Consider the following 25,745-nt stretch of genomic DNA (forward strand, 5'->3'; position numbering starts at 1 on the left):
ACTTTATTTCATCGTTGATCATTATACTGAGTTCGAAACCACAAATGTGATTTTGAATTAGTTGTTAAGCGTTCGATATACTCCTCTAGCGATAACCCATTTTTTGTCATATAAACGGCATTTTCTTGACCAACATATCTAAAGTGCCACGGTTCATAATTAATACCCGTCCAGTTTACTTTTGCCTTGGGGTATCGCAAAATGAAACCATAGTCAACAGCGTGATTTATCAGCCACTGTTGTGAAATAAGCTGATCAACATCATCATACAAATCCTGTCTGTCATTTAAAAACGCTGTGTCTATTATGTCAACAGCTAAACCAGTATGATGTTCACTTGAACCCGGCAGTTGCGAATAAGCTAACGTCATGTTTTGCGCCTGTTCCAGTGAATAACCGGCATTGCGGTGACGCTGGACAGATTGATCAAATAGGCTTTTTTGATACGCGATCGAGCGATAACCAGAGACTAATGTAAAACGAAACCCATTTTTCTCAGCTTCGGAAAACAAACTAGATAAACTATCTACAATACTAGTGTTAATCGTTTCTTTCCCAATTAAGAACCGTTCAAACGCCATTTCTTCTTGAATAGGATGTTGCTGATTAACAACAATCAAATTAGGATTGTCTAATGCACCGCTATTTGGAAAATTCATTCGTTGTTGCCTCCCTTATGAGCCTTTCAGCTTCATCGAACTTGGCAAAATGATTAGCCCCATCAAAGCCTAAAAGCACCACAATATATCGTTTATGCTGATGTGTAATAACTGCAATAAGGTTCTGTTTCGCACGGTCAGTAAAACCAGTTTTCAACCCTGCCCAAGTCATATCATGTGAGGGATTAGCAATTTTTGGATTACGATTTAACCAAATTTTATTTTCAATTACCATTTGCGCTTGTTGCGCTAATGATAAGACATCAGGAAAATTCAAAATAAGCTTTTTTGTCAATAATAACAACGCGTTGGCAGACATTTTTGTGACTTTTTTGTCGCTAACCTGCTGACTAATGAAGAAATCAGCAAGATCCTCATCATCTAGACCAGTTGGATTACTAATGTCGCCATCAATTTTCATCGCCGCCAATAATAATTGTGTTTGATGACGCCAATTTGACAAAGAACCAAATAAGGTCAGCATCAATTGAAGCGCTGGCTGATTTTCAGATATCAGCAAAGTCATGTTGAGTAAATCAATGACCTCATAACCCTGTGGTACAGTCATTGGAATATCTGCCAAATCAGGGTTAGAACCCACTGCAGCAACATTTGCTGTGACTGGTAGAACTGAATGATAATCGAGCTTACCTTGTTGAATCGCTGACATCGTTTGATAAATAATAATTAGTTTTGCTAGAGAGGCAGTTGGCCATTTTAGATTGTCATTCTTACTGGCAATGACTTTGTCATCAGTAACTGAAAATACAATATAGGCTTGGGCCGAAGTCTCAATTGGTTCACTTATCATGTTTGACAGCATTCTTATAAATTGTGCCGGCACCCGTTGTGAAGTATTGAATACCTGACACTTTTGGATTAGATAATTGAACTTGTTGGCCCCAAATAACTGGGTTGACAGCTGAATCTTGGAACAAAATTTTCTCGCCTAATTGCTCATCCTTATCGCGTGCACTTCCCTTTTGTGCATCGGTCGATAGTGCCTTTTTGATAGCGGCATCATAACTGGTATTTGACCACTTACCATCGTTATTTGGTGATGACGTTGTGAACAAATTCAAGAAGGTTGTCGGTTCAGCGTAATCACCATACCAATTGACATAGATAATATCGAAGTTTTGGTCAGTTTGATCATTTAATCTCTGCTTGAATGGCACAAATTTTTCTGAAATCGTCAAACCGGATAATTTCTGCCATGAATCTTTCATAAAGTCTCCGACAAGCTTAGTTTGTGGCACATCTGCAGTCAGTTCCAATGTCAGATTTAGTTTGGTTAATCCTTCCTCTTTCATACCTTCTGCAAATAACTGCTTAGCTTTTTCAAGATCGTAGCTGTAATCCTGTTTGGCTGTTGATGCGAAATCCTTACCACTAGCCGTTTTTGATAGTCCGGCGGGTGTCATACCTGTTGGTACTTTACCAACACTATTATAAATTGAGCTCAAGATTTCGGAACGATTTGTTGCTAAATTCAACGCTTGACGAATTTTCTGATTGTTCAAGCCTTTAACTTTACCCGTCTGATTGTACTCAAAATATGATGTTGCTGCCAATGGAACAGCTTTGTAATCTTTACGCTTACTATTAGCCGTTTGTAATTCAGTCGTACTCAAAACAGCCAAGTCTAAACTACCTCGTTTGTATTCTTGAACAGCTGTTGCAGGATTTTTGATGACACTATAATTCACACCAGCGTTTTTGACGCTTTTGGCGTTGTAATAATTTTTATTCGGAATTAACTTAAACGACGTGTTCGTACCATTCCAGCCAACAAATTTATATGGTCCAGAATAAATTTGTTCACTTGATTTAGTACCAAGTTTCTTGCCTGCTTTCGTATTAAATGCCTCATTTTGTGGGTAAAAACTAGGGAATGACATGAGACTAGCAAATTGCGGCTGCGGCGAATCTAGTGTCACAACGACTGTTGAAGCATTCTTTGCAACGATTCCCAGTGAATTGACATCTTTATCCGTTCCGGCACTGATTGCATCCGCATTTTTAATGCCAGAATAAATATAAGCATACTGTGAAGCTGTTTTAGGATTAACCGTCCGACGCCAAGCATAAACGAAATCTTTAGCAGTCAATTTTGTACCATTCGACCATTTCAAGTTTTTACGTAAATGGAATGTCCATGTCAAACCATCTTTTGATGTGGTCCAGCTTTTTGCAAGACCTGCAACCGGTTTACCACTTGCGCTTTTACTTAACAGTCCCTCTTGTGTATTTCCAGCAATCTCAAACGCATAAGTATCGGTCATTTTTGACAAATCCTGCGTCGTTAGATCAGTGCTAATATAGGTTTTGATCGTTGCATCGCTTGAACTACCACTGGTTCCCCACACACCGGTAACTCGCGTTCCTGCCGCAATGACCACGATAGCGCCGATGGTACCAAAAATGATTGTATTCCGTTTTACCATATATATTTCTCATCTCTCTGTTATTCTCTCATCAAAGCGTTATTAAGATAAATCTCTTTTTAAATTAGCACTTTTTCATTTGAATATAACTTTTTTAATTTGATACTAAATATAATAGCATACGGTCTTTTAAACATTTTTGAAAAACCTCTATATTATAACTAGATTTTTGTGCACAACGCACAAAAAAACAGTCAATCACTATAATTGACTGTTTGTAAAATCCTAAAAACATTCACACCAATTCAAATGAAGCCAAAATTTCAGAGTCATCATTAGCAAGAATATTTTCAATAGCAACATATTTGATCTTAGCTGTTATATGCCATTGTGATTCATTTAGTGTCTTAACGAGTTGACGCGCTTCACTGGGTTGTAAGGATTGTCCTATTGTAACGTGTGGTTGATACGGTATATCACGACGGTAAAAAGGCTTAAAATTATCCAGTTCATAAAGCTTGTCGTGTATCATTTTGATTATGTCTGCGCCTTGCGCAACGGATAACCAAACGTAGCCGTTATCCGTGTCGCCTCCAACACAATTCAGTGTTAGAGTGAACGACTCAAGACGTTTCACAACAGATTGCACCGCATCACAAATACTCGTATCCGAGGCATTACTTTTGAAAGGAAACATAAGCGATACATGAGGTCGAATATGTGTATATAAGCTATCATGTTTTTGTCGAATCGACTGAATGGTTGCTTGATCAACTGAATTAAAGTCTGGAAAAATCAAAACGGACCGATATTTCATCGCCACTCCTTTTATTATTGCACATCAGATAAACAGATTAATCACCATTTTCGCGTAGCCATGGTCGATCGCTAACTTCATTTTCAGTGATAATCCGATGCAGAGTTTGTTGCGCTTGCGGCACAAACATTTTTGGCTCCGGATGAATGGGTACAAATTGCAAATCCAATGTCTCTGTGCCATCTTTTTGCAAAAATCCCCCAGCCTGTTCAACTTCAAAACCAATACCAATAGTCTCTTGTGCATCCCCCCAAGAATTTTTGTCCGTCACATTTGTGGCGATACCCAAGACTCTGGTTACGCTAACGTCAATATTCGTTTCTTCTTTAAATTCCCGTACAACCGCTTGCATTGGAGAATCGCCATATTCAAGATACCCCCCAGGAAATCCCCAGCCAGCGTCTGAATCCCAACGTTTTTCCAACAAAATAGCATCGTGAGTGTCATTCCATAAAACACCAAACGCAGAAACAAAAATCATGCCCTCATGACCAACTTTCTCCCGCATTCGCGCAATATAATTCTTATTCATGATGTAACCCCTTAATCAAAATTTTGTGCAACAAATCACTTTTCATTATAGCACTACGACGTATTAATTATGAAAATAATGATATTCGGTGATCACAAAAAAATCTGGGTCAAATTTCGATTTATTTGGATTGCGCAGTAGTGAAGCTGTCCCATTTTTCTGGCAATAATGTCATTTGCCAGAAACGTAATTCTTCTGCACTACTATACATAAATTGTTGCAACAACAAATCCATATCAAGTTCATCTTGATGTTTATTCACTAAGTCATCTAATAATTGAATCATCTCATGAACGTAACCTTGAAATGTCTCATCAGCGTACGAATTAACAAAATCAATATAAATTTGTTGCGTGCCTTTTAAGTAATCTTTTCTTGCTAACATTTCTTGGAAAATTTCTAGATATAACCAGGGGCATGGTAGTAACGCTGCTAATGCATGAACTTCCCCATAACTATCAAAGGCATGGTGCATGTGGCAAGTATAGTGATAAGTTGTTGGTAAAATTTCAGCCTGTTGAATCTCGTCATCAGTCATATTAAGACCTTGATATATCCCATTTTGCTGGTCAACATCATAAGCTGTAATTGCCTGAATGCCTGATTTTAAAGCATCAATAACTTGTGAATCCTGACTTGTCGCCAAAATTTTATCATAAATTGCTAAATAATTTTTGACATAGTAATTATCCTGTATCAAATATGCCTTAAAGGCAGACAAAGGTAACGTCCCATCTTCAATGCCCTTAATAAAGGGATGATTCTTGCTTGACAGCCAAAGTGAAGTTGACTTTTCGTGTGCTAATTCGCTAAATTTCATGATATTCTCCATTCTTTTTTATAAAATATCTAAAAACCCCAGCTCACTGAAATTGAGCTGGGGTCGCCAAAAAGCATCGTAAAATACAACATCATGATATTGATGTGGCTAATATAATATCTTCCTGCGTCAGTCTTAACTGCTTCAGGTTCAATGGGTATGATCTCAGCTCAAGGCACCCCAGATATCTTACATAAAAAATTATAACACACGTATTCATTAAAACAGTAATAAATTTTAAGGATATGCAATTGATTCATCAGCTAAAAGCGAAAATGTGCCATACCAGCCAAGTTATTGGATGCTTTTCACAAAACCCTTTTAAAAATTATTCTTACTTTGCTCATACACCGCGATTGCTCTTAATCGCGCAGCTTTATGATCCACAATTGGCTGAGGGTAATCATCATTTAATTTCACACCATAAGCTTTTTGTTCCGCATCAGTTAACTGATTAGGCTGATGTATTTTTTTGCTTTTGATAGATTTCAATTCCGGAACATATTGCGTGATAAACGCGCCATCAGGATCAAATTTTTCTGACTGTATTGTCGGATTAAATACTCTAAAATATGGCACACTATCTGTACCTGTCGACGCAGCCCACTGCCAACCACCAATATTACTTGCAGAATCATAATCAACTAATTTTTCTCGAAAATACTTCTCACCCCAACGCCAATCAATTAATAGATCTTTGGTTAAAAAAGAAGCAACAACCATTCTCAAGCGGTTGTGCATCCAACCCGTTTCATTTAGCTGACGCATGGCAGCATCGACAATTGGAAAACCAGTGCGCCCTGTCCGCCATGCTTTAAAATGATCCTCATTATTTTGCCAAACAACATTTTGAAATGATGTTTTGATTGCCTTTTCTTGCTGATCTGGATACATAGCATAAATCATATTGTAGTAATCACGCCAACACAGCTCTTTGATGAAGGTCGTACGACCGTCACTTTCCGGTTCCTGCCTGACAGCATCATAAACTGTCCGAATTGAAATTTCACCGGTCCTTAAATATCGTGATAAATGGCTGGTAGCATCAAGGCTTGGTATATCACGATTTTTATCATAGTCAGCGAGTTTATGTGACACAAAGTCGATCAAAACTTGTTTGGCAACCGACTCTCCAATTTGGTTTTCGTAAGCATAACTGTCACATGGACGGATTAGCTTTTTAAGCTCAGCTGTTGCGTCATTGTCTGGCAGCACCAGTTGCTTTTTGACAATTTCCGAATGCCTTTGATCATAATTTGGTGATTTTTTAGGTCGTTGTATCCATTGCTTAAAGTATGGTGTGAATACTTTGTATCCAGTACCATCTTGTTTTTTAATATCGAACGCACTGTGCAATGTAAAATCTAAAAAAGGATGTGGCGTTACCTGCAACTCATCACGACAATATTTTGCAATTGCTTGATCTCGTTTTCTACCATAACCCCGTTCATCAAAATTAAAATACAAATCTTGCCAATCCGGCAGCTCTTTTTTTAATGCTGTAAACACAGTGGTGACATTTCCTGAGAAAATATGCAAGCTGATTTTTTTTGCTTTTAAAACTGATTTAAAATGAGACACACTGGCAAAAAAAGCACTTTGATTGACACTGCCACTAGACGCGATTTGCTCTGGGTCAATAACAAATACTAAAGCAAGATGATCACTATTGGCAACAGCAGCTGACAAAGCTGTATTATCTGCTAATCTTAAATCTCTTCTAAACCACATCACACTTGTCTTAGTCACAAAAATACCCCTCACATTTAAATTATTTTGACAGTTGTCGCTTGTAAATTTTTCTGGTACTCAAAAACCAATAATTACGAAAATCACCCACTAATTTTGAATATGGATAACCCGTTAGTCCTTGTTGACATAATTGTTCCGACAAATACTCTTTCAAAATCCAAGGGTCTTCGGGCGCAACGTGATCCAATTCTAATATCTGATTGATTTTTGAAACAGAAGTGTTTAACGCGGCTGCCACATCCTCAATTGCTAAATGGCTCATTTTGAGATTTTCCTTGAGTTCCTTACTTGTATTGAAACGCTCAGTAGAATTTAGAGACATGTCACTCCCCCCTTTCATTGTTCAGTTCACGATGTTAATAAAGCTATTATCAATTGTTAAACCAACATAATTATGATTTATGTAATACAACGAGTATAATGCTTTCACACTTTTACGTAAAGAAATTTGATTTTAACTGCAAAGCACACAAAAAAACGCCAATATTTGGCGCATTTCTAATGATTAATCTGAACGTTTATGAAATTTAGCAATGGATTCATTAACGCGTTCAACTTTCAAATGCAAATTGATTTTGATAATTATCCAAACCGCAATATAGATTGTCAAAAAGCTCAACCAAAAGGTGGGCTCATACAAAACTTCAGGTAGCCCCAAAGTTAACGACGCAGCACCTAAAGTTATCATTAGCGTACCTATAAAATGTAGTATGAGAGCGACAAGATATGAAAATCGTTCAATGTCAAAAATCATTGATAAAATACCAATTAAGCCGCTCATCACTAGTACAATTAACGTGTTGATAGGATCAACATGTGTTGGTTCAGAAAAAAAGATAATACAAATCATGTAAATGAACGACCCATAGCCAAACCCATGAATCACGTGACGCAAAATTTCTTTGATCATTTCTATCTCCTCAAACCGACAAACGAGCAATCAAGTCTTTTACATATCGCCGACTGACCACAGATTGATTATCCTGAGTTAAGTGCGCGGTCATATTGCCTGCAAAACTCTCCGAGAGGCTTTGTAAATGATTAATATTGATGACAGCGTGTTTGGATATTTGAACGAAGTATTGATTTTTAATGCGTTGGCAAAAATGAACCAACCTTTCTTTCGTACATACTAGTCGCTCTGTTGTATAAATTAATAATTCATCATCAACAACGTCAAGCAAAATAATTGTCTCAACCTTCAAAACGATTATCTCATCTTCCGCCTTAACCGTCACAAGATTGGCAGTCTCTGACTGATATTGACGAATGTAAGCCATCAAACGTTGCGTTTCTAAGCTATTTTCTTTTGCTCGGACGATTACCATTGGCTGCTCATCAGGAACTTCTGTGCTGATTTGAAAGACAATTTTCATATTTGCCTTAACCTCGTTTGTTTAATTAAGTAAGTTTTGTCTTTGTTTTTGTGCAATAAAGCTTGGTAGCAAAACAATTAAAAATGCAACCAGAATCAGTGCACCGACAATGCTATAAGTCTGTACTAAACTCAACAGTGATGACCATTTAATTTGAACGCCCATTAAACGATTAAAATATCGGATAGCATTAGTCTGTTGAAACGTATCTTTGATCGTATCGTTCATCAATACTTGGCGATACAGCGAGGCAATATAAGAGGCCGGTGTCATTTTCATGATTGTTTGTGCAAAAGTTGGTAGTGATCCAATTGGAATGTAAGTACCAACTAAAAATCCTGATGCAGTACCAATAATGGTTGCCAGTTTTCCAAAACTATCGACTGTTTGAAAACGACTGGCTAATATAGCATTAACTAACGTTGCCAATATAGCGCTCAACACCATTATACCTAATGTCGGCACAACTTGTGATATTTGAAACGATATTTTATCAGTTACCACAAAATATAACCCCATGACAACTAACATGGCTAATTGCATGATAAACCCAATAAAAGTCGCGCTTATCAAATAGCCAAAATGAATTGACAATGGGCCAGCATCGGTTAAAGACAAGTCTTCCAGCACATGTTGTTCTTTATCTTTTACCATTTGTGAGAGTGCCGTTAAAGTCGTTGTAATACCTGTAATGGCAAGTGTTCCGCTTATTAACCAAGTATCTAACAATTGATTTTTATGACTAATGCCCGCCCAATTAGATGAAATCCCTTTTTTTAGAAAGACTAGATAGAGAACAAAGGAAATGAGTGCGCCAAGAAGTGAAAAAATTACCCCGCTACGATTTCTAAAATACAACATCATGTTACGTTTTACCATAGCCAACATATTAACGCATCTCCTTTCCAGTTAATGTCACAAACGCATCATCCATCGTACCTAAACGATATTCAAAATTGGTTAAAATTGACTGATGTTGTGTGATTAGCGAAATTGCCTCTGTGATACTGGCAGTTTTGATAAGTAACTCATGTTCGTTCATCACTTGGCTAACCATATCTGGTGATAATGTTTCATTCAACTGTTTTGCATTTGGACAAAATAATGTTAATTGATTGCTGGCATAGCGCTGCTTGATCTCATCAGCAGAACCGCTGGCAATAATTTGTCCATGATCAACAATATAGACCTGTTGAGCATGATCTGCCTCGTCCAAATAATGCGTTGTCAGTACAATTGTCAACTGACGATTCTGCTGCAAGTCATACAGTAATTGCCAAATTGCTAGTCTTGTCTGAATGTCAAGACCAGTTGTTGGTTCATCTAAAAACAAAATATCTGGACTATTTAACAGTGCTCGAGCAATATCAACACGTCTTTTTTGACCGCCTGACAGTGTCCCATATAATTGACCGGAAAACTGAGTCAATCCCAAATCGTGAATCAAAATGTCAACTTGCTTCAAACCGACATTTCGATACTGTTTGGCCCGAATCATCAAATTCTCTTTTACAGTCAGCTGATCATCAAGCACACTATTTTGAAAAACAACACCTATCGTCGTATTTGGTGCATATATTATGTCACCCGAGCTAGGCTTGCGAATACCGGTCAACATCCTCATTGTAGTTGATTTTCCCGCACCATTTGGCCCTAGGACAGCTGTTAAACTCCCTTTTTCAATATTCATGTTAATACCATCAACAGCGATATGATTACCATATTTTTGTGTTAAGTTAATTGTTTTCAATATCATGACTTAACCTCCTCAACAATGAGTATAACAAAGTACGATTCAACATTGATTCAAATTCTGCCAACCGGTTGAATTCGTTTGGTAAGCGGTAAAAATTAATAAAAATAATTTAGCTATTTAAACATAAAAAAACCAATAACTTTCTAAACATTAGTTTGCTGAAGTTATCGGTTTTAATTTATCTATTAGTATTTGTCTATTTAAATGTTATTGTGCCACCGGGTGCAAAATCATCTGAATCTGTTCCAGGCGTGACGCCAGTATGATCAACAACAACTCGCAAGTTTTGCAAATTAAAATTTTTATTACTGGTCAAAATTTCGATAGAAGACTTAATGCTGGTATGTGGCTCTATTTTACCAAGATAATTGTCAAATTCGTAAGCACCAAATGTGCCAGAACTAGAATAGGTCATATTATTGCCATCAATTACTTTTAAATAATCTCCGCCATTTGTAGAACTAGTATCAATTTCTCTATTTGTCGTATTGTTTATTGTATAAAAAAGCGAGACGCGATAATATTCTTTGGGAAGTTCATTTTTATTAATATTCTCTTCCGCGTCCGTGTAGTCATTAGTATCTCTTTTATCCGTTTTTTTAATAACCACTTTGGTAATACTTAGGTCAACGCCATTAACAGAACCCTTATATTGTAGTGGTTTGTTAAGTACCATGCTTTTATCTTTTGCTTGACTAGATTTTGTCGCGCTGCTTTTTTCAGAAGTGTTATCTTTAGTTTTTGTATCACTAGGAATGAGTGCAAAAATAATAACTAAAATCAATGATCCAAAAGAAAACAGTAACCACTTTTTTAAGTGTTGTTTACGTTGCACGATTGCCAAAACTAAAAACACGACAAAAGTTAGCAAAAACAGTAATACTGCAGCTCCTAAAATAGTTTCCATTCTATCCCCTCAACTTTCTCATTTTCAAACAAAGTAAAGTATACCACCAATATTAATATAAAAGAAATGTAATATTAGTTTCTTTGACATTGACTTCTTTTTGAGGTTATTTGAAAACAATTTAAAAAATCGCATTTTCCACAGTTATTTAATCTCTACAACAAAAAATAGTTGTCCCATCACAAGGACAACCATTTTCATTTCTTACTTTTGATGGCCGTAATACTGTATGACCTTGGCCAAATTTTGTTTGCCGCGGTAGATAGCGTAACCAACTGTGAAGACTGCCACAACATTCAAAATACCAAGAACAACACCAGTGCCAAACAACCACCAGTTATGCTTGACAAAGAAGTACATCATCAAAATGCTTATCCCAACTAGCATTGAGAAAAATGACTGCCAGCGTGATAGATTCTTGAGCATTGTCTTTTGATAAGACACTTCTTTTTGATAGTTTTTATTATAATCTTGTGTGCTCATCTTCATGAAACGCCTTTCTTTTATTAATAACTTAGTCCTGGGTTGAAGAAACCAAGGAGTACACCAATCAAAGCAACGACTACCAAAATCAACATCACCTTGATGGGTGAGATATTCTTTTTAGCCATTAACCACCAGCACGCCACAATAAACAGCGCCGTCAACAAACCGGGATAGACAGAGTCCAACTTATCCTGAAGGACAAGGTAGGCCTTGCCAGATGAATTTGTTAATTTAAATGACGTTTTGACTGTAACCCAAGTTGCGGCAACACCACCAACGACCATACCACCAACAGTAGCGATTGCACGTCGAATAGCTTTTCCTTGCGCACCAACTAAAATACCAACAGCTTTATCACCCAGCTCGTATCCTTTAAAGTAGGCAAAACGCATACCAAAGTATCCAAGCAAGTTCCATACAATAATATAGAAGATGGCACCCAATGGCGATCCACCATCAGACATACCCAAAGCAATACCTAGAATAACTGGAATCAGTGTGCCGACCACCAAAGAATCACCAATACCAGCAATTGGTCCCATTAATCCGGCACGAAGTCCGTTAATTGTTGTATCATCCACATTACCATGGTTTGCACGTGCTTCTTCCAAACTTGCTGTCACACCAACAATCACTGTACCCAACTGTGGTTCTGTATTGAAGAACGCTGTATAGGTCTTCATGGCTTTTTCTTGATCTTCTTTGTTATCGTACAATTCTTCAACAATTGGTAACATTGAAGTCAAATAACCAAAGGTTTGCATATGCTCTTGTGAAAACACTGTGAGATGACCGTAAAACCAGTGATGGAATGACTTATTTAATGTCTTACGAGAAATTGTCTTTTTTTCTGTGTTATCCATTTTAAATATCCTCGTCTTCCTCATCATCATCGATGGTCGATGTTGTCCCTGACGGAACCGCTTGTCGATTAGTACTGATAGCCATGTCCAACTTGTAGAAAATCATTGCGAAAATCAACGAAACAACTGTGACTGAGACTAAATTCAAATGCAATGAAGCAGCAAAAGTAAAGCCAACAAAGAACGGAATAAAATCAAGTGGGCTATCAACAATTTGCTTTAACAAGATTGCAATTCCCACACAAGGTAGTAGTGCACCAACAGTGAATAACGTTTTCATTGGAATGCCATCCATTGGTAGTGCTGTTTTCAGCGCAGTAACGGCACTTGATCCAAAATGTGTCATCAACAGTGTTGGAATGAATGAAAAGATAAAGTGAGAAATCCAAGGATAACCCCAATCCACCGCATAAAGCTTTTTGAAATCACCCTTTTCAACTGCTCGCCAACCAATATGCTGCCAAACCAAGTTCATTGTTGCCGTACCGTAGAACAAAACAGTTCCAACAGTTCCAACCAATGTACCCATTGACTTGGCTAAATCAGCCGCGTTTGTCGAAGTAGCCGCCAAACCTTGCGAGTGAATTGCCACCATTGCCAGTGGAATACCAATATACGAGACCGCTCGCAAATCAGCAGACACCGTACCACCCGGTGTCACCAAAGCGATATATACTAATTGCATTGCCACACCTGCGGCGATACCAGTTTTCAAGTCACCTAACACAAGTCCACAGACTAAACCACCTACTAAAGGACGACCTAATGTATAGTTTCCGATAGTTGAGCCAGCCATACCAGGCATTGACGATAAACTAGCGAAAATGCCCAGAATACTTGCTTGTATCCAACTAATTGTCATATTCCTAACTCCTTTGATGTTAGTTTACAAATTAAATTTCCCTTTGAAATCATTCCAGTAACCGATTGACACATCGGGCAAAAGCTGGAATTTGACTTGATAACCCTGTGTCTGAATGGCATCAAGTGCCTTGGCTTCAGCGGGTGTAATCGACTGATTATTTCCCAGTTTAACAGCGTCAGGTCTATCGTTGGCTGGCCCGACAATCACCTTATCGACACTACTTGGCAAAAAACCATAATCTACCAAAATTGTTTTCATATCTTGAGGTGTTTTTGTAATCAAGAAATATCGGCGGTCTGAGTCAAGCACTTTCTGTGCCTTTTCCTTAAAATGTGCCAATGTCCAAACAAACGTCTTCTTTTCAGAGGCGCTCTTGAAAGCATCCTTCAAGACTGGGTTATTTGCTGCTGCGTCGTTAACGGCAATCAAACCATCACAAGGATATTCTTTAGCCCAACGTGTCACTGTTTGACCATGAATAATGCGGTCATCAATTCTTACAAATGAAATACTCATAATTGTTCTTCCTTTCAAATTTCATCATCGTCATCATCTGCTGATAACTCAAATTTTTTTACAGCTGTGGTAGCTTCGGTCAAGACAGCTTGTGTCAAATTATCTGGATCAAGGCTGTCTTTTAAAATGGCTGCATTTAACGCCATCGGGAAATTCATGCCGCCAAGAATCGTTGTCTTCGACAATTGACCACTTTGGTGAATAATGTTGATTGCAGTTGTTAAAGGACTCCCGCCAATAATATCGCCAAGTACGATCAAATTCGCGTCAGGCTCCAATTCTGATAAAAGTGCTTTAAACCGCTCTTCAAATTTTGCCGTGTCTTCACCAGAATGCATCCCCACTGCCTTCACCGTTTTTATTTCATCGCCAATAAACATACTAAGAGCATCTTTCAAGCCCTCCGAAAATCGACCATGACTCACCAAAATGAGATAATTCATTCTCTTTCTCCTAACTTTCATGAACAAAATGAAATCATGTTTCGACATCATATCATTTTTTACAGGGTTAAATGTAAGCGCTTCCATAACCTAAATAATATTTTACTCTTGCACACTAAAAAATACAATACAAAATTACAAAAGTTATCATTTTAAATAATACAATCCTGTTACTAGACCATTTTTGAAATTTTTCTCTTTCTCACATACAACATCTTTACCTGTTCTTTGCAGTGCTTTTAATTCAGTGGTTTACCATTATCTTAATAATAAATATTTCAGAGGAAGATTATGATCACAACACGTTTTTCCAAAATTTCAGCAACTGTTGCTGGATTAGTGGCAGCCATTTTTGTTGGTGTCGCCAATGTCAGCGCAGACAATAAAACTGAATATAATGTGCCAATTTCTACCATTCACTCCACTCAAGCGGCAGTTGGTAAAGCCCAAATTGCTTCGAAAATATCAACTTACGTTGAAAATGGTGCCTTAACTAAAGATTATTACAATGATTTTAATGATGATAATGGCTATACCAATGGCCTTTACTCATTGAATGGTGTTTCACAGACAGACAAAACGACCTATAAAACTAATAGTATTCAATCAGTTATTCCAGATGCGAAATTAACCAACGACAGTACAGCAAAAGTACCAGTTATCAAAGGACCGGGTGGCACTTTGTACGCAACTGATGGTCATCACGGCTCAACCACATACGAATTTATCAAACAACAGTACAATTTAGGGTTTGATACCATCAACGTGGAAGTAATTGCAGATTACAGTTCACTTTCTATGGCAGATTTTTATAAAAAGTTAATCAACAACAATCAAGTGTTGCCTATGGCATTCAATGTCAAAACTGGTGAGTATCAGTCATTTAGCCTTGATCGACTACCAACGCATATGTATGCTAATGAATTTGTTAACGACCCATTTCGAAGCCTTGCCTACTTTTGGCGGAAAAGTGCTATTGACAAAGATAACGTCACCGCAAACTTTGCTGAATTTTATTTAGGCATGTTTTTGACAAGTACTGGCGAATTTAAAGGCTTGTCATTTGAATCCCAAGACGATTATCTCACTGCTTTTAACAAAGGAAATGCTATTTTGCAAAAGCTGATTAATGGTGACACCACCTACACTGCACTATTCAACAAAGTGCTCACCATACCATATGGCGTGACACCATCAATGCTTGGCATTCAATCAACTTTTGACGACACAAAAATAGCGGCACAACGCCAAAAATTAACCGAGGCCCTTGCTTTTTTAACCAATACACCGGCATTAGCTACTTCAAATACAACATTATTTGATCTCAATACAGAACAACTGACAAAACAAGTTGCCACTTTCAAATCACTATCGGCGTCAGACTACACAAAAGACAGTTATCAGAAGGTCAATGATTTGATAACAAAAGCAAATGAACTCATATCTAACAATGGATCACAAACAGATTTAGATAGTTTAACGTCACAAATTGAGCAAGCATTGCGCAACTTAGTCAAAGTACCAACAACTGAAATATTAGATACAACACAATTTGAGCAACAAGTAACCCGCTTCAACAAATTAACAGCCACACAATACGATTCAACCCACTATCAAAGCATCAAAAATGCAATCGCAGAAATACAAGCCTTGATTACAAACCATGGTACACAAAATGAGTTAAATACCAAAGTTGAATCACTACAAGCAAAAATTGACGCACTAAAACCCGTATCATCAGTCAAAACAGCAACCAATACGTCACCAAAACATAATCACAAGCAACACCTTGAATTGCCAAGAACTATGGTTAAACAACCAATTATCATCAGTCCTGTCATGATAGCCTTGGTATTGATGGCGAGTGTTAGTTTTAGCTATAAACGTTTTAAATTATTTTAATAACCACAAAAAAAGAGTAAAATAATTTACTCTTTTTTATGTTATATTAATTATTAAATTTTTGAATTCTGAAGAAATCAAGCAAGAATGTCAGAATTGGTAAACCAATCACCAGTCCCCATACACCAAACATTTTTTCCATAATAATCAAGTTCAGCAATATGACTAAAATCGGCATATGTGTACGGTGTGACATGAAATGTGGATGTAAGAAATATGATTCAAAAAAGTGAATACAAGCAATCGCAACCAAAATAATAATAACTGTATTCCAATCTCCAATAATGAACGCTGTAATAGTCAATGGAATCAAAGAAATAATGACACCGAACACTGGTATCAAACCCAAAATGAAAATCATGACGGTAAAGCCTAACAAGTATGGAAACTGTAAAAATGCCAACACAACCATCATAATGGCTGTGTTAATCAAACAGATCATCAATTGTACTTCAAACAACTTTCCCAATATGATGATAAAACGGTGAACAATAATATAAAACTCACCAAAGAATTTTTTATAAGGACTGTGCAAAAAATTCATTGACCATAACCGCAGTTGCGGATATGTCATACTAAAAATAAAACTAAATAGTAAGGCTAAAATCAATTCATAGAGGACATGACCAACTTGATTGAGCTGTGTCAAACCTTGTGAAATCAACTGACTAGTATTTACTGAAGCAATATATTGATGAAAATTCTTATATATCGTTTCTAAAAACGAATTCGAATGCCAGTTAAGATTAGTTGCCAACTTGACCATACTATCAAATTGATGAATCACTGTGTTAGCGCCTCGATCAATAGCAAACGCTATCACCCCAATAAAGACAACATAAACCAGTGCTATTGACAAAGATCGTGATAATTTTAGAAAATGAGAAACGCGTTTTCCAGCGTTCATTGCTAAATAAGCAAAAATTATCGTCAACAAGAGTAATGTCATAAACTGTTTCAAACAAGCAATCAACAAAATGATGACAAAAAGAACAAAGTACCGATACAACGGGCGCTTTTTTAGTGATGTTAATAAATCCATGAAATCCCCCAATTAATATATATGAATCTATTATATATGAAATATTGCTGTTTTATAACTGTTTTTTTTATTTTCCCCTATTTAACACAAAGGATAGTCTGATATTAATTTTTTTCCTGCTCTTTTTGCTGATTTTTTAACATTTCAGATTGCATGTGCAATGATTGGCGTAACAACTCATTCGTCGCCTCTTGTGCTTTGCGTAATTGCTTCGTTTCTTCCAATTGCGCATTGTAACCAAAGGCTTCTGACGCTTCCTTCACTAAGAATTTGTTAACTAATTTAACAAAGAAAAATACACAGGCAGCAATCGCACATAATGTCAAAACGTTTTCAAAAACTACCCGCAATGGATTCAGGACTAAGTAGATATCGGCGGTATGTTGCTTGGACACCAATATAACTGAACAAAAGTAAAAGATATTTGAAGCAAGACTAATGATACTCTTAATCAAATCTGTTAAGCTACCACCAACGATAACACCAATTGATAGTTGAATAATGGCAGGTGATGTAATGAATTTTCGAAATTGATCCGCTTGTTCCGTTGCAAGATTATCTTTAATTTTGATTCTAATTTTACCCATGACATCCCCTTAAACGTTTTGAGTTAACATTTTTTCATTACTAATTGCTATTATTCCATGATATCTTGCTTTTTTCAACTGCCTTAATCAACAAAAAACGTTACTCTCGTAACGTCATTTAATATCAAGTTTCTATTTTTCAAGACATCTTGGCAATCATCAAACTGACACCATAAATCACACCCTCAATGACGGTGATAAAGAAACTTACTGGCCAATTTGTGATGTAACTTAAATACAGTCCCATCCATGTACCAAACAGCGCAAAAATAAAGGATAACCCAATCATACTATGCACTGAAGTGGTTAAAAATTTAGCTGATGAAGCTGGAATTGTTAATAACGAAAAGATTAACAGCGAGCCAACTATTTGCGCCGTGACACTGACCGTACAGGCAACTAACATCAAAAAAATGAGGGAAATCCAAACCGCAAATTTTGAATTATAGCCAGACCCAGCTGGATCGAAAGTAATGTATTTCAACTTGCGAAATAGCAAAACTGAAATAACACCTATAATCGCAATTAATATTAACAACTCAGTTAGATTGTCACGACTAATACCAACAATACTGCCAAATAGAATGCTCGTCGCATAGCTTGATTGCTTATTAGACAATGATAAAAATAAAACACCTAGCCCTATAAAAATTGCCGAAAAAACACTAACCGAAGATTCACGCTGACTGATTTTTCGCCCCGCTAAGGAAACAAAAACTGAACTTGTCATCGTAAAAATTAGCATACCAGTTATTGGTGAAAGCCCGGCAAAGATAGCAAAGCTCGCCCCTGAAAAACTAATCTCGGATAAAGTATGTGTATAAAAAGCAGTTTTACGGGCAACGACAAACACGCCCATCACCGCACAAATCAGACTGATAAAGAAACTAGCAATAAAAGCATATTGCATGAAAGCATATTCAAACATTGGCAATTCCTTTCTCTAATTCTGCTTTTCTGATGACACCCTTGTGGTTTTGAATATGCAGTTCAACGTCAGCAAACATGGCAACAAGCTCTGGATCATGCGTGATAAAAACCACTGTTATATCTTCACTAACACTTATCTCTTTAATTAAACGTAATAACTCAATTCGTGAATCACGGTCTAAATTAGAAGTACTTTCATCTAAAATCAATAACTGAGGTTCTGCCATCAAAGCCTGAGCAAGGTACGCACGTTGTTTCTCACCACCAGATGTTTTGCCCATTGGTTGTTTCAAAATTTGGTTTAAATTCGTCCATTCAGCCACTTGGGCACGTAATGCTTTTTCAGAATGTGACAACCAAGGACTTAAGCGATGTGTCAAGTTCAGTGTCATAAAATTTTCAACACTCAGCGGATAATCATCATCAATCTCTCTAAATTGTGGAATAACTTGAATGGCATCAAATGAAACACTAAAATCAACGTGTTTCGATATCTTTTTAACTTTTTTTGATTCCCCCAGCAAAGTATTTAGCAAAGTGGTTTTCCCGACACCATTATCTCCAGTGATACATAATATTTGACCAGTGAACACCTCAAAAGACAATGATTTAATCAATGTTTTATTGGGTACACTAACGTCTAAATTTTTAACGCTTAAAATTTTTTCAACCATTTGCCTATTTTTCTGATTTTTGAATGTCTGCCAATTGCTGATATTGGGCTAACATCCATTGACTATAAGTCTTCCCTTTGGGCATTGTCTCAGTTACTTTTAACACTGGTACAGAATATTGCTTTGCCAATTTAACTAATTCTATGACCGTCTTGTCGCTTGCTTGAGTATTTTGGACAAAAAAGGTAATTCGACGATTTTTGATATCATCTTGCATCGCTTTGATATCCTTCGGTGATGGATCTGTGCCATCTTCGACTGACTTAGCAAAATGAGTATTATTTTCGGTATAGCCTAGTTCTGCAAGTGCATAATCGAAAACAGGTTCGCTCACATCAACTTTTTTATTATCTGAATTAGCTTTTAATGCATCAATTTTTGTTGTAATTGGTTTGAGTGAGGAGATGTACTTTTTGGCATTTGCTTTGAATTGCGCCTCATGTTTTGGATCAATTTTGGCGAACTTATTTGACAGATAAGTCACTAATTTTGGCATTGTTTGACTTTGATACCATAAGTGCGGATTATCGCCATTTTTTTTGTTTAAGACATCTTCACCAACGCGAACGGAAGTGATTTTGTCATTTTTTGCTAACTTTGCCATCCATGAATCATAACCAATGCCATTGTAAACAACAAAATCAGCATTGGCAACTTCTTTTGCTACTTTGGCGCTTGGTTCATAATCATGAGGATCCACGTTGGGATTTGTAATGACTGATGTTACTGAACCATATTTGCCCAGTACTGCTTTGGCAGCTTCACCGTAAAAATCAACTGAAGAAACAACTTTTATTTTGTCATCTTGATGACTACTTTTTGCCTGCTTTGTCTGTTGACCCCACACAATGACAAGGATTACTGCCAAAATGGCAACAATAATTGCGCCAATGGTAACACGTCGTTTCATTATTTTTTACCCATCTTTCAAAATATTCTATTGTCTACAAATTTTACATTTCCGCATTAGCAGAACGATTATATGTTAATATTTCAAGCAACAACCATTCTCCGGACAAACGATTGATTGTTCAAAAATACTAGCACGTTTACAATTATAGTAATGATTACTATTTAAGTCAATTAAAAGTAATCATTACTTTTTATTTTGGGCACAAAAAAAAAACTACACTGTGGTAGTTGCCTTTTAATTGTTATTTTTTTCACGTTCCTGTTGGCAAATGTCACACAATCCAAATATCTCCAATTTGACGTTTAAGACCAAAAATTGTTGCAATTGAGACTGTAATTGCGGCGACAATGTCGAATCTATCTTAATCACACGATGACAATTTTGACAAAAGAAGTGACCATGACGTGGTGACACAAAGTCACATTGATACTTAACCTTTAACTGACCATTTTCAGATCGTTGCTCAATAATACCAAGATCCGTGAATTCTTTGATGTTGCGATATGTCGTCGTATGGCTGGCATTTGGGTAAATGCTTTGCATATAATCATCAACCTCTGTCACTGACACATAACGATTTTCAAAATCAGACAAAAATTTCAACAAATCTTTGCGTTGCTTCGTTGTCCGCAAGTCACTTTTTTCCAGTATTGCTAAGCCCTTATCATATTGTGCTATGTTATCAGCCATCTACTTTAAACCTCTATCGACATGTCACTTAATCATTACATAAGCTATTATGCTTCAAAAAACGAAAATAGTCCAATTCTTTTGCTTAGTGTCTATCTGTTAGATAATTATTTTTTCATTGTTTGCGTTGGCACATCTTTTTGGAGCCATTTTAATTTGGACCGTAACATTGCCATTGTATCAGGTAACACTAGTGCAGCCATTAACCAAAAAACTGGCAGTCCTTGAATTAAATAACGGGAACGGCCACCTTCAAATATCAAGAGATACATGAATAAACCAACAATAGACAGTCTTAATATTTGAGTCAATTTATTTTTGCTACGCCAGCCTAATGCAATCATAGACAGTAATAAAATCCAAACAACTTGAGCAATATATCGAAAATCAGATAAATACTTTCCCTCCGGATAAACAAAATCTTCAAATAGTCGCGTCAATCCTGCTCCAGTAGGCTTAGCAGTCATAAAGTTTCCCTCAATTAGCCATGCAAAAGTGCCATCTGAAGAGTTCCTATTTTGTTTAGAAATAAGAAACTTAATATAACCAAAAAAACCTCGCTTTTTCAATCTTGCAATAAGATGTTTTTTTGAGTAGTCAACCATTGCTTTTTGACTGGGCTGCCTACCCATTGCCAATGCGTCTTTAGCATTATAGCCCCCATTTCCACTCACACCCATATTAATAAAATGAATTGCTGGCACAGTGCGATGTGGTGCAATTTCAATCACTTGTTGTGACTCTATTTGATGATTAACATAAGCATAACTTGTAACGACACCCACACATAGCAATAGTGCTATCATAATACTTTTAAGTTTTTGCCACTGAACGTCAATTCCCACTGAATTTCTAAAAAGATAAAGAAATTCAACCGCCACAATAGCTATCATAGGCACAATAGCCGATGGCTTTATAAAATAAATTGCCGTTAGGAAAAAGCCATTTCCCAACGTGGCGAATAAACGCCACACTAACTTAAAATTAGACTTTTGTGCGATGACATATGTCAAGATTAATCCAGAAACCAAGGGCATGACAACGACATCCGAGTATGGTACTAAAATCACAGGAAATACCAAAATCCAAATAGCATGCATGTATATGGTGGCGATTACTTTCTGGCGATCAATTAAAGCTACTATCAAAATATTTAGTAAAACTGCAACATCAAGGAAAATGACATTAACAATATCAAATAATAGCCAAGATGTACTATTTGAAAATACGGCAATTTGATGTTGCAATAACAACAAAGCCAAGTTGTTGGTGTACATACTAAAGTATGCTTTCAATTCATTACTATGATCAGGCAGGAGACCTTCGTGTATGGCACCCGGATCGAATCCGATACTTGGATGCGTATGCAACACAAATATCACTTGAATCAGTATGACTAGAGATAATATAATTGGTGCAACAATACTGCCTTTATCCTTAAACAGCCATAACATCGATAACCGAAATTTTTTAAACACAAAGAAAGCTGACGCAATACCAACCATCAACAATAAAAATACAATGGTCACCCACGTTGTGCCTTCACCCAATGTTTGGGGTGTTAATGTGTCACCAAGCGTCAAATTTGGCGACATCAAAGCAAAATATAGAGAAATAAAAATAAAAAAGTAAAATAGATAATCAATCAGATGATTCCCAAATTTAAAAAATGCCAATTTAAATTTTGTCAATGTTTAAGCCTTTCTTCTCAATCAGCAAGAGAAATTGAATAGAATCGTTTTGCCGATTCACCCAAATCTAATTGCACTAATTGAAAATGAATGACATCTAGTGCAGCTGTTAATTCATCAAACAACACATCAGCGAAATTTTCTAATGTCGGATTAATTGTTCTAAACGGTGCTATATCATTTAGCGTTTGCCCCGCATATTTCTGTAAATAATTTTGGACTAGTAACTCAATATCTTCAAATTTAACAACTTCAGATGTTGACGCAACAGGTGGTATGATATTTAGCACTACTTCCCAAGTGTGAGGATGTATCGTCCCTTGCCCATCAGCCCAACGAATGGCGTGGCTCGCGTTAATAAAGGTGCGTAATTTATATTGATAATTTTTTTTAATCATCTGTTTTGCCTTTCTTAAACCGAGATAAGTCATCCAAAATGATTTGTTTAATGACTTTCAGTTCATTTTTAAAATTATTTGTGCGCCACGTTGCAGAGTTTGTAATCATGTTGATGATACCAATGAATCTAATGATTGATACAATCATGTTATAGAGCGGTAACGTTAAGACAACCCACCATTTTCTTTTAAGATACTTTTTTTCTTGTTTGAAATCAGTCAACATTCTGTTTACTTGCCAATAAATTAAAATCGAAAATAGCACATAAAGTAAATACATTAACACAAAGGACGCCAAAATTAGAACAGCTGAATAACCATAAAACACTAAGACAAATAAACCAATCGTCCATATCAAACGAGGAAACAGGAACGTATGATCAACCATTAAACGACTCACCATGAAGTTCTTGAAGAAATTGCCGATGTGCATATCTTCTGCCAAAAAGTCTGACGAAACGTCAAACTGTCCACGTTGCCACCTTTGTCGCTGCGTGTAAAGTTCTGAAACGCCATCAATGGGTTCAACATAGAAAATCGCTTTGTAACAAAAACCGACCTTTTTTCCTAATCGCTCACGAATTTGAAACGTCATATCCGTATCTTCGCCAACTGTATCGACGTTATACATATAGGTGCTGACTAATGTTTCACGTTTAAAAGCAGAGAAAGCCCCTGACATTGTAAATAGCTGATTCTTAGCTGATTCCATGCTTCGACCAAACATACATGCCTGTAAATATTCGAAGTACTCATTAACTCTTAAAACCCGTTCCTGCCACTTTTTTGTATCCTGAATCATTTTCTTATTAGTCAAAACGGCGCCAGCAGCAGCATCGATATCTGGATTATTTTCAAAATATAGCACTAAATTACGTAATGCATCAGGCTGTAAGATACCATCTGTATCAAGATTAATGATATACTGACCAATGCTATTATAAATTGCGGAATTCAACGCTTTTGCTTTCCCTTGATCAGCGTCAATCCATTGCAAAAGTGCGTTGGGAAAAGCAACTTGCGCACGACCAAATTCACGAAAACTATTATCTTGGCTATTGTTATTTACAATCGTCATTTGTATCAAATCTTTTGGATAAGTTGTATTCACAATTGACTCAATGCACTCAAATAATGTTTTTTCCGAATTGTAGACAGGTAAAATAATAGAAATCATCGGTAATTTTTGCGGTATGGATAAAGGTTGATTCAATATTTTACTGTAATTGGTCCGAAAAGAATGCCAAAGTGTCGGAATAATTTCAAATAGTATTGGAATTAACAACCAACTTGCCCAAAAACCCAACTGATGAATTAATTGATTGATAAATGTATTCATGTTGTCTCCCGATTTTGCGATGCCACTTGGATTAATTGCCCACGAGTGAAAATTGTAAAGTAAAAAGTCAACATTAGTACGTAAAATAAGAGCCTTCCCAAAATGGAGTGAGCTAGAAAGAAACTACCACTGCCAAAAAGATGGAGACTTGTGGCCACAAAAGTTAATCGCACAATGTTTGCAGCAAAGATAAAAGCGACACCAGTCAATGCAAGCCACAATCTTTGTTGCACTTTAAACACTGGATAAAACGAAATGAGACTCACAAAAGCTGCTGTTTCAACAATGCCAGAACATTCGTAGTCAACATTCATCAAAATAATTCGTTCATGATATAGCACTTGAATCACATGACCCAAAGGTAATGTACTAAAAATGCCAAAAAAGGCGCAACTAAACCAACACCCCACGTCATAATGGTTGAAAATAGCCAAATAGCGTATGGTTTGCTCCATAATACTAAAACAATAAATAAACCTAAACTCCCCATCAAAAAATAAAATGCATCTAGTTTAGCACGCTTAAAAACTGACAGGCTATATATCCAAAGGAGCACTACTATTAAAATGATTGTTTTCATCAACATTTTATACACCCGTATTTTTTTCTTTTGTTTGACGCTTTAGTCGCAATCGGTATCCAAAAAAGGCAATGAGAAGACCTAGAAACGCAATAATCCAAGGCCCAGATGAAGCGCCCACATACGTGATTGAAGCTTTGCCTTTAAAATATTGACCATCTTTACCTTCAAAATCATCATACTCACCACTTGATGTGAGTGAAATTTCTGAATTTTCGGGAATTGTAACAGCTAAATCTTTGCGACTAATTCGAAATTCATAGACATATTTAAACTTGGATTCATCACCTTTAACAGTTTCTACGTCAACATAGCCACCTTGCGTATCATGCACTAAATGCTGCCAATCACCAAAAGCTTGTGAAACATCAACAGAAAAAGCGTGTCCCTCACCATTAGTTACTGAGCCATTGCCGAGTTGAATTTGATAGGGTTTGCCATCAATAAATATATAATACTGTTGATGAAAATTCGCATACTTGTCTAATGTACTGAAATGATTTGACATGTCAGCATTTAAGTCATACCAGCTGTCAATATAAACGTAAATATAGTGCTCATCGTATGAAAGTTTGATATCACGTTGAAAATCAGTTTGGGTGCCGTTAATATCAGCTGGTTGGCTGGAATTCAACTTAGTCCCTGGTACGTTATCCCAGTCATTAAAATTGCCATCAATCTGAATACTGCTGGAATCAGCCGATACCCTTTCGACTAAATGAGTTGAGACAAAGAGTAGAGATATCACTAATACTAATATGGTAAACATTGTTTTCTTCATGTTTGCTATAATCCTCGCTATTGTATAATCCCCATCGTC

At 36.6% G+C, this 25,745-nt stretch carries 30 protein-coding genes and 1 riboswitch; of the genes, 1 reads left to right on the forward strand and 29 read right to left on the reverse strand.

Translation table 11 applies throughout. The features are described 5' to 3' along the window. Positions 1-8: 8 nt before the first annotated feature. The 18 genes from ACI3ES_RS06050 to ACI3ES_RS06135 form a co-directional block, all read right to left on the reverse strand. The gene (locus ACI3ES_RS06050) at positions 9-659 is read right to left on the reverse strand and encodes a M15 family metallopeptidase (RefSeq protein WP_114666983.1); all 651 of its coding nucleotides are present in this window, start codon (positions 657-659) and stop codon (positions 9-11) included. Continuing rightward, positions 643-1,470, reverse strand: a complete 828-nt coding sequence (locus ACI3ES_RS06055; protein WP_181809839.1) for a serine hydrolase — start codon at positions 1,468-1,470, stop codon at positions 643-645. Before ACI3ES_RS06055 ends, ACI3ES_RS06050 begins: the two co-directional genes overlap by 17 nt. Continuing rightward, the gene (locus ACI3ES_RS06060; RefSeq protein WP_114666981.1) at positions 1,460-3,106 is read right to left on the reverse strand and encodes a peptide ABC transporter substrate-binding protein; all 1,647 of its coding nucleotides are present in this window, start codon (positions 3,104-3,106) and stop codon (positions 1,460-1,462) included. Before ACI3ES_RS06060 ends, ACI3ES_RS06055 begins: the two co-directional genes overlap by 11 nt. A 235-nt stretch (positions 3,107-3,341) precedes the next feature. Beyond that, positions 3,342-3,863, reverse strand: a complete 522-nt coding sequence (locus tag ACI3ES_RS06065) for a 2'-5' RNA ligase family protein (protein WP_188353863.1) — start codon at positions 3,861-3,863, stop codon at positions 3,342-3,344. A gap of 37 nt (positions 3,864-3,900) precedes the next feature. After that, complete coding sequence (locus ACI3ES_RS06070) at positions 3,901-4,395, reverse strand: NUDIX domain-containing protein (RefSeq protein WP_114666979.1); 495 nt, start codon at positions 4,393-4,395, stop codon at positions 3,901-3,903. A 121-nt stretch (positions 4,396-4,516) separates the two neighbouring features. Then, on the reverse strand, positions 4,517-5,215 hold the full coding sequence (locus ACI3ES_RS06075) for a hypothetical protein (protein ID WP_114666978.1): 699 nt from the start codon (positions 5,213-5,215) through the stop codon (positions 4,517-4,519). Between the two features lie 104 nt (positions 5,216-5,319). After that, positions 5,320-5,408: riboswitch (TPP riboswitch) on the reverse strand. Positions 5,409-5,536: 128 nt separating this feature from the next. After that, on the reverse strand, positions 5,537-6,964 hold the full coding sequence (locus tag ACI3ES_RS06080; protein WP_114666977.1) for a deoxyribodipyrimidine photo-lyase: 1,428 nt from the start codon (positions 6,962-6,964) through the stop codon (positions 5,537-5,539). Between the two features lie 22 nt (positions 6,965-6,986). After that, positions 6,987-7,289, reverse strand: a complete 303-nt coding sequence (locus tag ACI3ES_RS06085) for a DUF2316 family protein (RefSeq protein WP_114666976.1) — start codon at positions 7,287-7,289, stop codon at positions 6,987-6,989. 183 nt (positions 7,290-7,472) lie between these two features. Further along, positions 7,473-7,877: a DUF3021 family protein gene (locus ACI3ES_RS06090; protein ID WP_114666975.1), complete on the reverse strand. Its 405-nt coding sequence runs from the start codon at positions 7,875-7,877 to the stop codon at positions 7,473-7,475. Positions 7,878-7,887: 10 nt separating this feature from the next. Beyond that, on the reverse strand, positions 7,888-8,343 hold the full coding sequence (locus tag ACI3ES_RS06095) for a LytTR family DNA-binding domain-containing protein (protein ID WP_114666974.1): 456 nt from the start codon (positions 8,341-8,343) through the stop codon (positions 7,888-7,890). 21 nt (positions 8,344-8,364) lie between these two features. Continuing rightward, positions 8,365-9,231, reverse strand: coding sequence for an ABC transporter permease (locus ACI3ES_RS06100; protein ID WP_407631943.1), 867 nt, complete (start codon positions 9,229-9,231; stop codon positions 8,365-8,367). A 1-nt stretch (position 9,232) separates the two neighbouring features. After that, on the reverse strand, positions 9,233-10,099 hold the full coding sequence (locus ACI3ES_RS06105; RefSeq protein WP_080519354.1) for an ABC transporter ATP-binding protein: 867 nt from the start codon (positions 10,097-10,099) through the stop codon (positions 9,233-9,235). 196 nt (positions 10,100-10,295) lie between these two features. Then, complete coding sequence (locus tag ACI3ES_RS06110; protein WP_080519353.1) at positions 10,296-11,006, reverse strand: hypothetical protein; 711 nt, start codon at positions 11,004-11,006, stop codon at positions 10,296-10,298. A 204-nt stretch (positions 11,007-11,210) separates the two neighbouring features. After that, positions 11,211-11,495, reverse strand: a complete 285-nt coding sequence (locus ACI3ES_RS06115; protein WP_114666972.1) for a PTS sugar transporter — start codon at positions 11,493-11,495, stop codon at positions 11,211-11,213. Positions 11,496-11,512: 17 nt separating this feature from the next. Next, positions 11,513-12,355 carry a PTS system mannose/fructose/sorbose family transporter subunit IID gene (locus tag ACI3ES_RS06120; protein WP_004914067.1) on the reverse strand — a complete coding sequence of 281 codons (843 nt, stop codon included), beginning with the start codon at positions 12,353-12,355 and terminating at the stop codon, positions 11,513-11,515. A gap of 1 nt (position 12,356) precedes the next feature. Continuing rightward, positions 12,357-13,217: a PTS sugar transporter subunit IIC gene (locus ACI3ES_RS06125; RefSeq protein ID WP_084013703.1), complete on the reverse strand. Its 861-nt coding sequence runs from the start codon at positions 13,215-13,217 to the stop codon at positions 12,357-12,359. A 24-nt stretch (positions 13,218-13,241) separates the two neighbouring features. Beyond that, positions 13,242-13,736, reverse strand: coding sequence for a PTS sugar transporter subunit IIB (locus ACI3ES_RS06130; RefSeq protein WP_114666971.1), 495 nt, complete (start codon positions 13,734-13,736; stop codon positions 13,242-13,244). A gap of 14 nt (positions 13,737-13,750) precedes the next feature. Further along, positions 13,751-14,179: a PTS sugar transporter subunit IIA gene (locus ACI3ES_RS06135; protein ID WP_004914059.1), complete on the reverse strand. Its 429-nt coding sequence runs from the start codon at positions 14,177-14,179 to the stop codon at positions 13,751-13,753. A 291-nt stretch (positions 14,180-14,470) separates the two neighbouring features. On the opposite strand from ACI3ES_RS06135, the gene ACI3ES_RS06140 reads away from it, so the two are divergent. Then, positions 14,471-16,081: a ParB/Srx family N-terminal domain-containing protein gene (locus ACI3ES_RS06140; protein ID WP_407631944.1), complete on the forward strand. Its 1,611-nt coding sequence runs from the start codon at positions 14,471-14,473 to the stop codon at positions 16,079-16,081. Between the two features lie 46 nt (positions 16,082-16,127). Here ACI3ES_RS06140 and ACI3ES_RS06145 read toward each other — a convergent pair whose 3' ends face one another. The 11 genes from ACI3ES_RS06145 to ACI3ES_RS06195 all read right to left on the reverse strand — a co-directional run bounded on the left by ACI3ES_RS06145 (position 16,128) and on the right by ACI3ES_RS06195 (position 25,706). Then, positions 16,128-17,123: an AI-2E family transporter gene (locus ACI3ES_RS06145; protein ID WP_004914052.1), complete on the reverse strand. Its 996-nt coding sequence runs from the start codon at positions 17,121-17,123 to the stop codon at positions 16,128-16,130. 104 nt (positions 17,124-17,227) lie between these two features. Then, complete coding sequence (locus ACI3ES_RS06150) at positions 17,228-17,710, reverse strand: MscL family protein (protein ID WP_114666969.1); 483 nt, start codon at positions 17,708-17,710, stop codon at positions 17,228-17,230. 139 nt (positions 17,711-17,849) lie between these two features. Further along, the gene (locus tag ACI3ES_RS06155; RefSeq protein WP_114666968.1) at positions 17,850-18,638 is read right to left on the reverse strand and encodes a metal ABC transporter permease; all 789 of its coding nucleotides are present in this window, start codon (positions 18,636-18,638) and stop codon (positions 17,850-17,852) included. After that, positions 18,631-19,314 (reverse strand): ATP-binding cassette domain-containing protein, encoded by a 684-nt coding sequence (locus ACI3ES_RS06160; RefSeq protein WP_114666967.1) that lies wholly within the window; start codon positions 19,312-19,314, stop codon positions 18,631-18,633. Before ACI3ES_RS06160 ends, ACI3ES_RS06155 begins: the two co-directional genes overlap by 8 nt. A gap of 4 nt (positions 19,315-19,318) precedes the next feature. Continuing rightward, on the reverse strand, positions 19,319-20,224 hold the full coding sequence (locus tag ACI3ES_RS06165) for a metal ABC transporter solute-binding protein (RefSeq protein WP_114666966.1): 906 nt from the start codon (positions 20,222-20,224) through the stop codon (positions 19,319-19,321). 237 nt (positions 20,225-20,461) lie between these two features. Then, the gene (locus tag ACI3ES_RS06170) at positions 20,462-20,917 is read right to left on the reverse strand and encodes a Fur family transcriptional regulator (protein WP_114666965.1); all 456 of its coding nucleotides are present in this window, start codon (positions 20,915-20,917) and stop codon (positions 20,462-20,464) included. Positions 20,918-21,024: 107 nt separating this feature from the next. Then, positions 21,025-22,608, reverse strand: a complete 1,584-nt coding sequence (locus ACI3ES_RS06175; RefSeq protein WP_114666964.1) for a TIGR03766 family XrtG-associated glycosyltransferase — start codon at positions 22,606-22,608, stop codon at positions 21,025-21,027. 17 nt (positions 22,609-22,625) lie between these two features. Next, on the reverse strand, positions 22,626-23,006 hold the full coding sequence (locus ACI3ES_RS06180; protein ID WP_114666963.1) for a 6-carboxytetrahydropterin synthase: 381 nt from the start codon (positions 23,004-23,006) through the stop codon (positions 22,626-22,628). Next, positions 22,999-24,345: a TIGR03111 family XrtG-associated glycosyltransferase gene (locus ACI3ES_RS06185; RefSeq protein WP_407631945.1), complete on the reverse strand. Its 1,347-nt coding sequence runs from the start codon at positions 24,343-24,345 to the stop codon at positions 22,999-23,001. Before ACI3ES_RS06185 ends, ACI3ES_RS06180 begins: the two co-directional genes overlap by 8 nt. Next, entirely contained in the window at positions 24,342-24,800 is a 459-nt protein-coding gene (gene xrtG / locus ACI3ES_RS06190) for an exosortase family protein XrtG (protein ID WP_407631946.1), read from the reverse strand. The genes ACI3ES_RS06185 and xrtG overlap by 4 nt, the downstream gene beginning before the upstream one ends. A 132-nt stretch (positions 24,801-24,932) precedes the next feature. Then, positions 24,933-25,706, reverse strand: coding sequence for a Firmicu-CTERM sorting domain-containing protein (locus ACI3ES_RS06195; RefSeq protein ID WP_242029700.1), 774 nt, complete (start codon positions 25,704-25,706; stop codon positions 24,933-24,935). Between the last annotated feature and the right edge of the window lie 39 nt (positions 25,707-25,745).

The organism is Leuconostoc falkenbergense (assembly GCF_045801155.1).
GTDB classification, from domain to species: Bacteria; Bacillota; Bacilli; order Lactobacillales; family Lactobacillaceae; genus Leuconostoc; species Leuconostoc falkenbergense.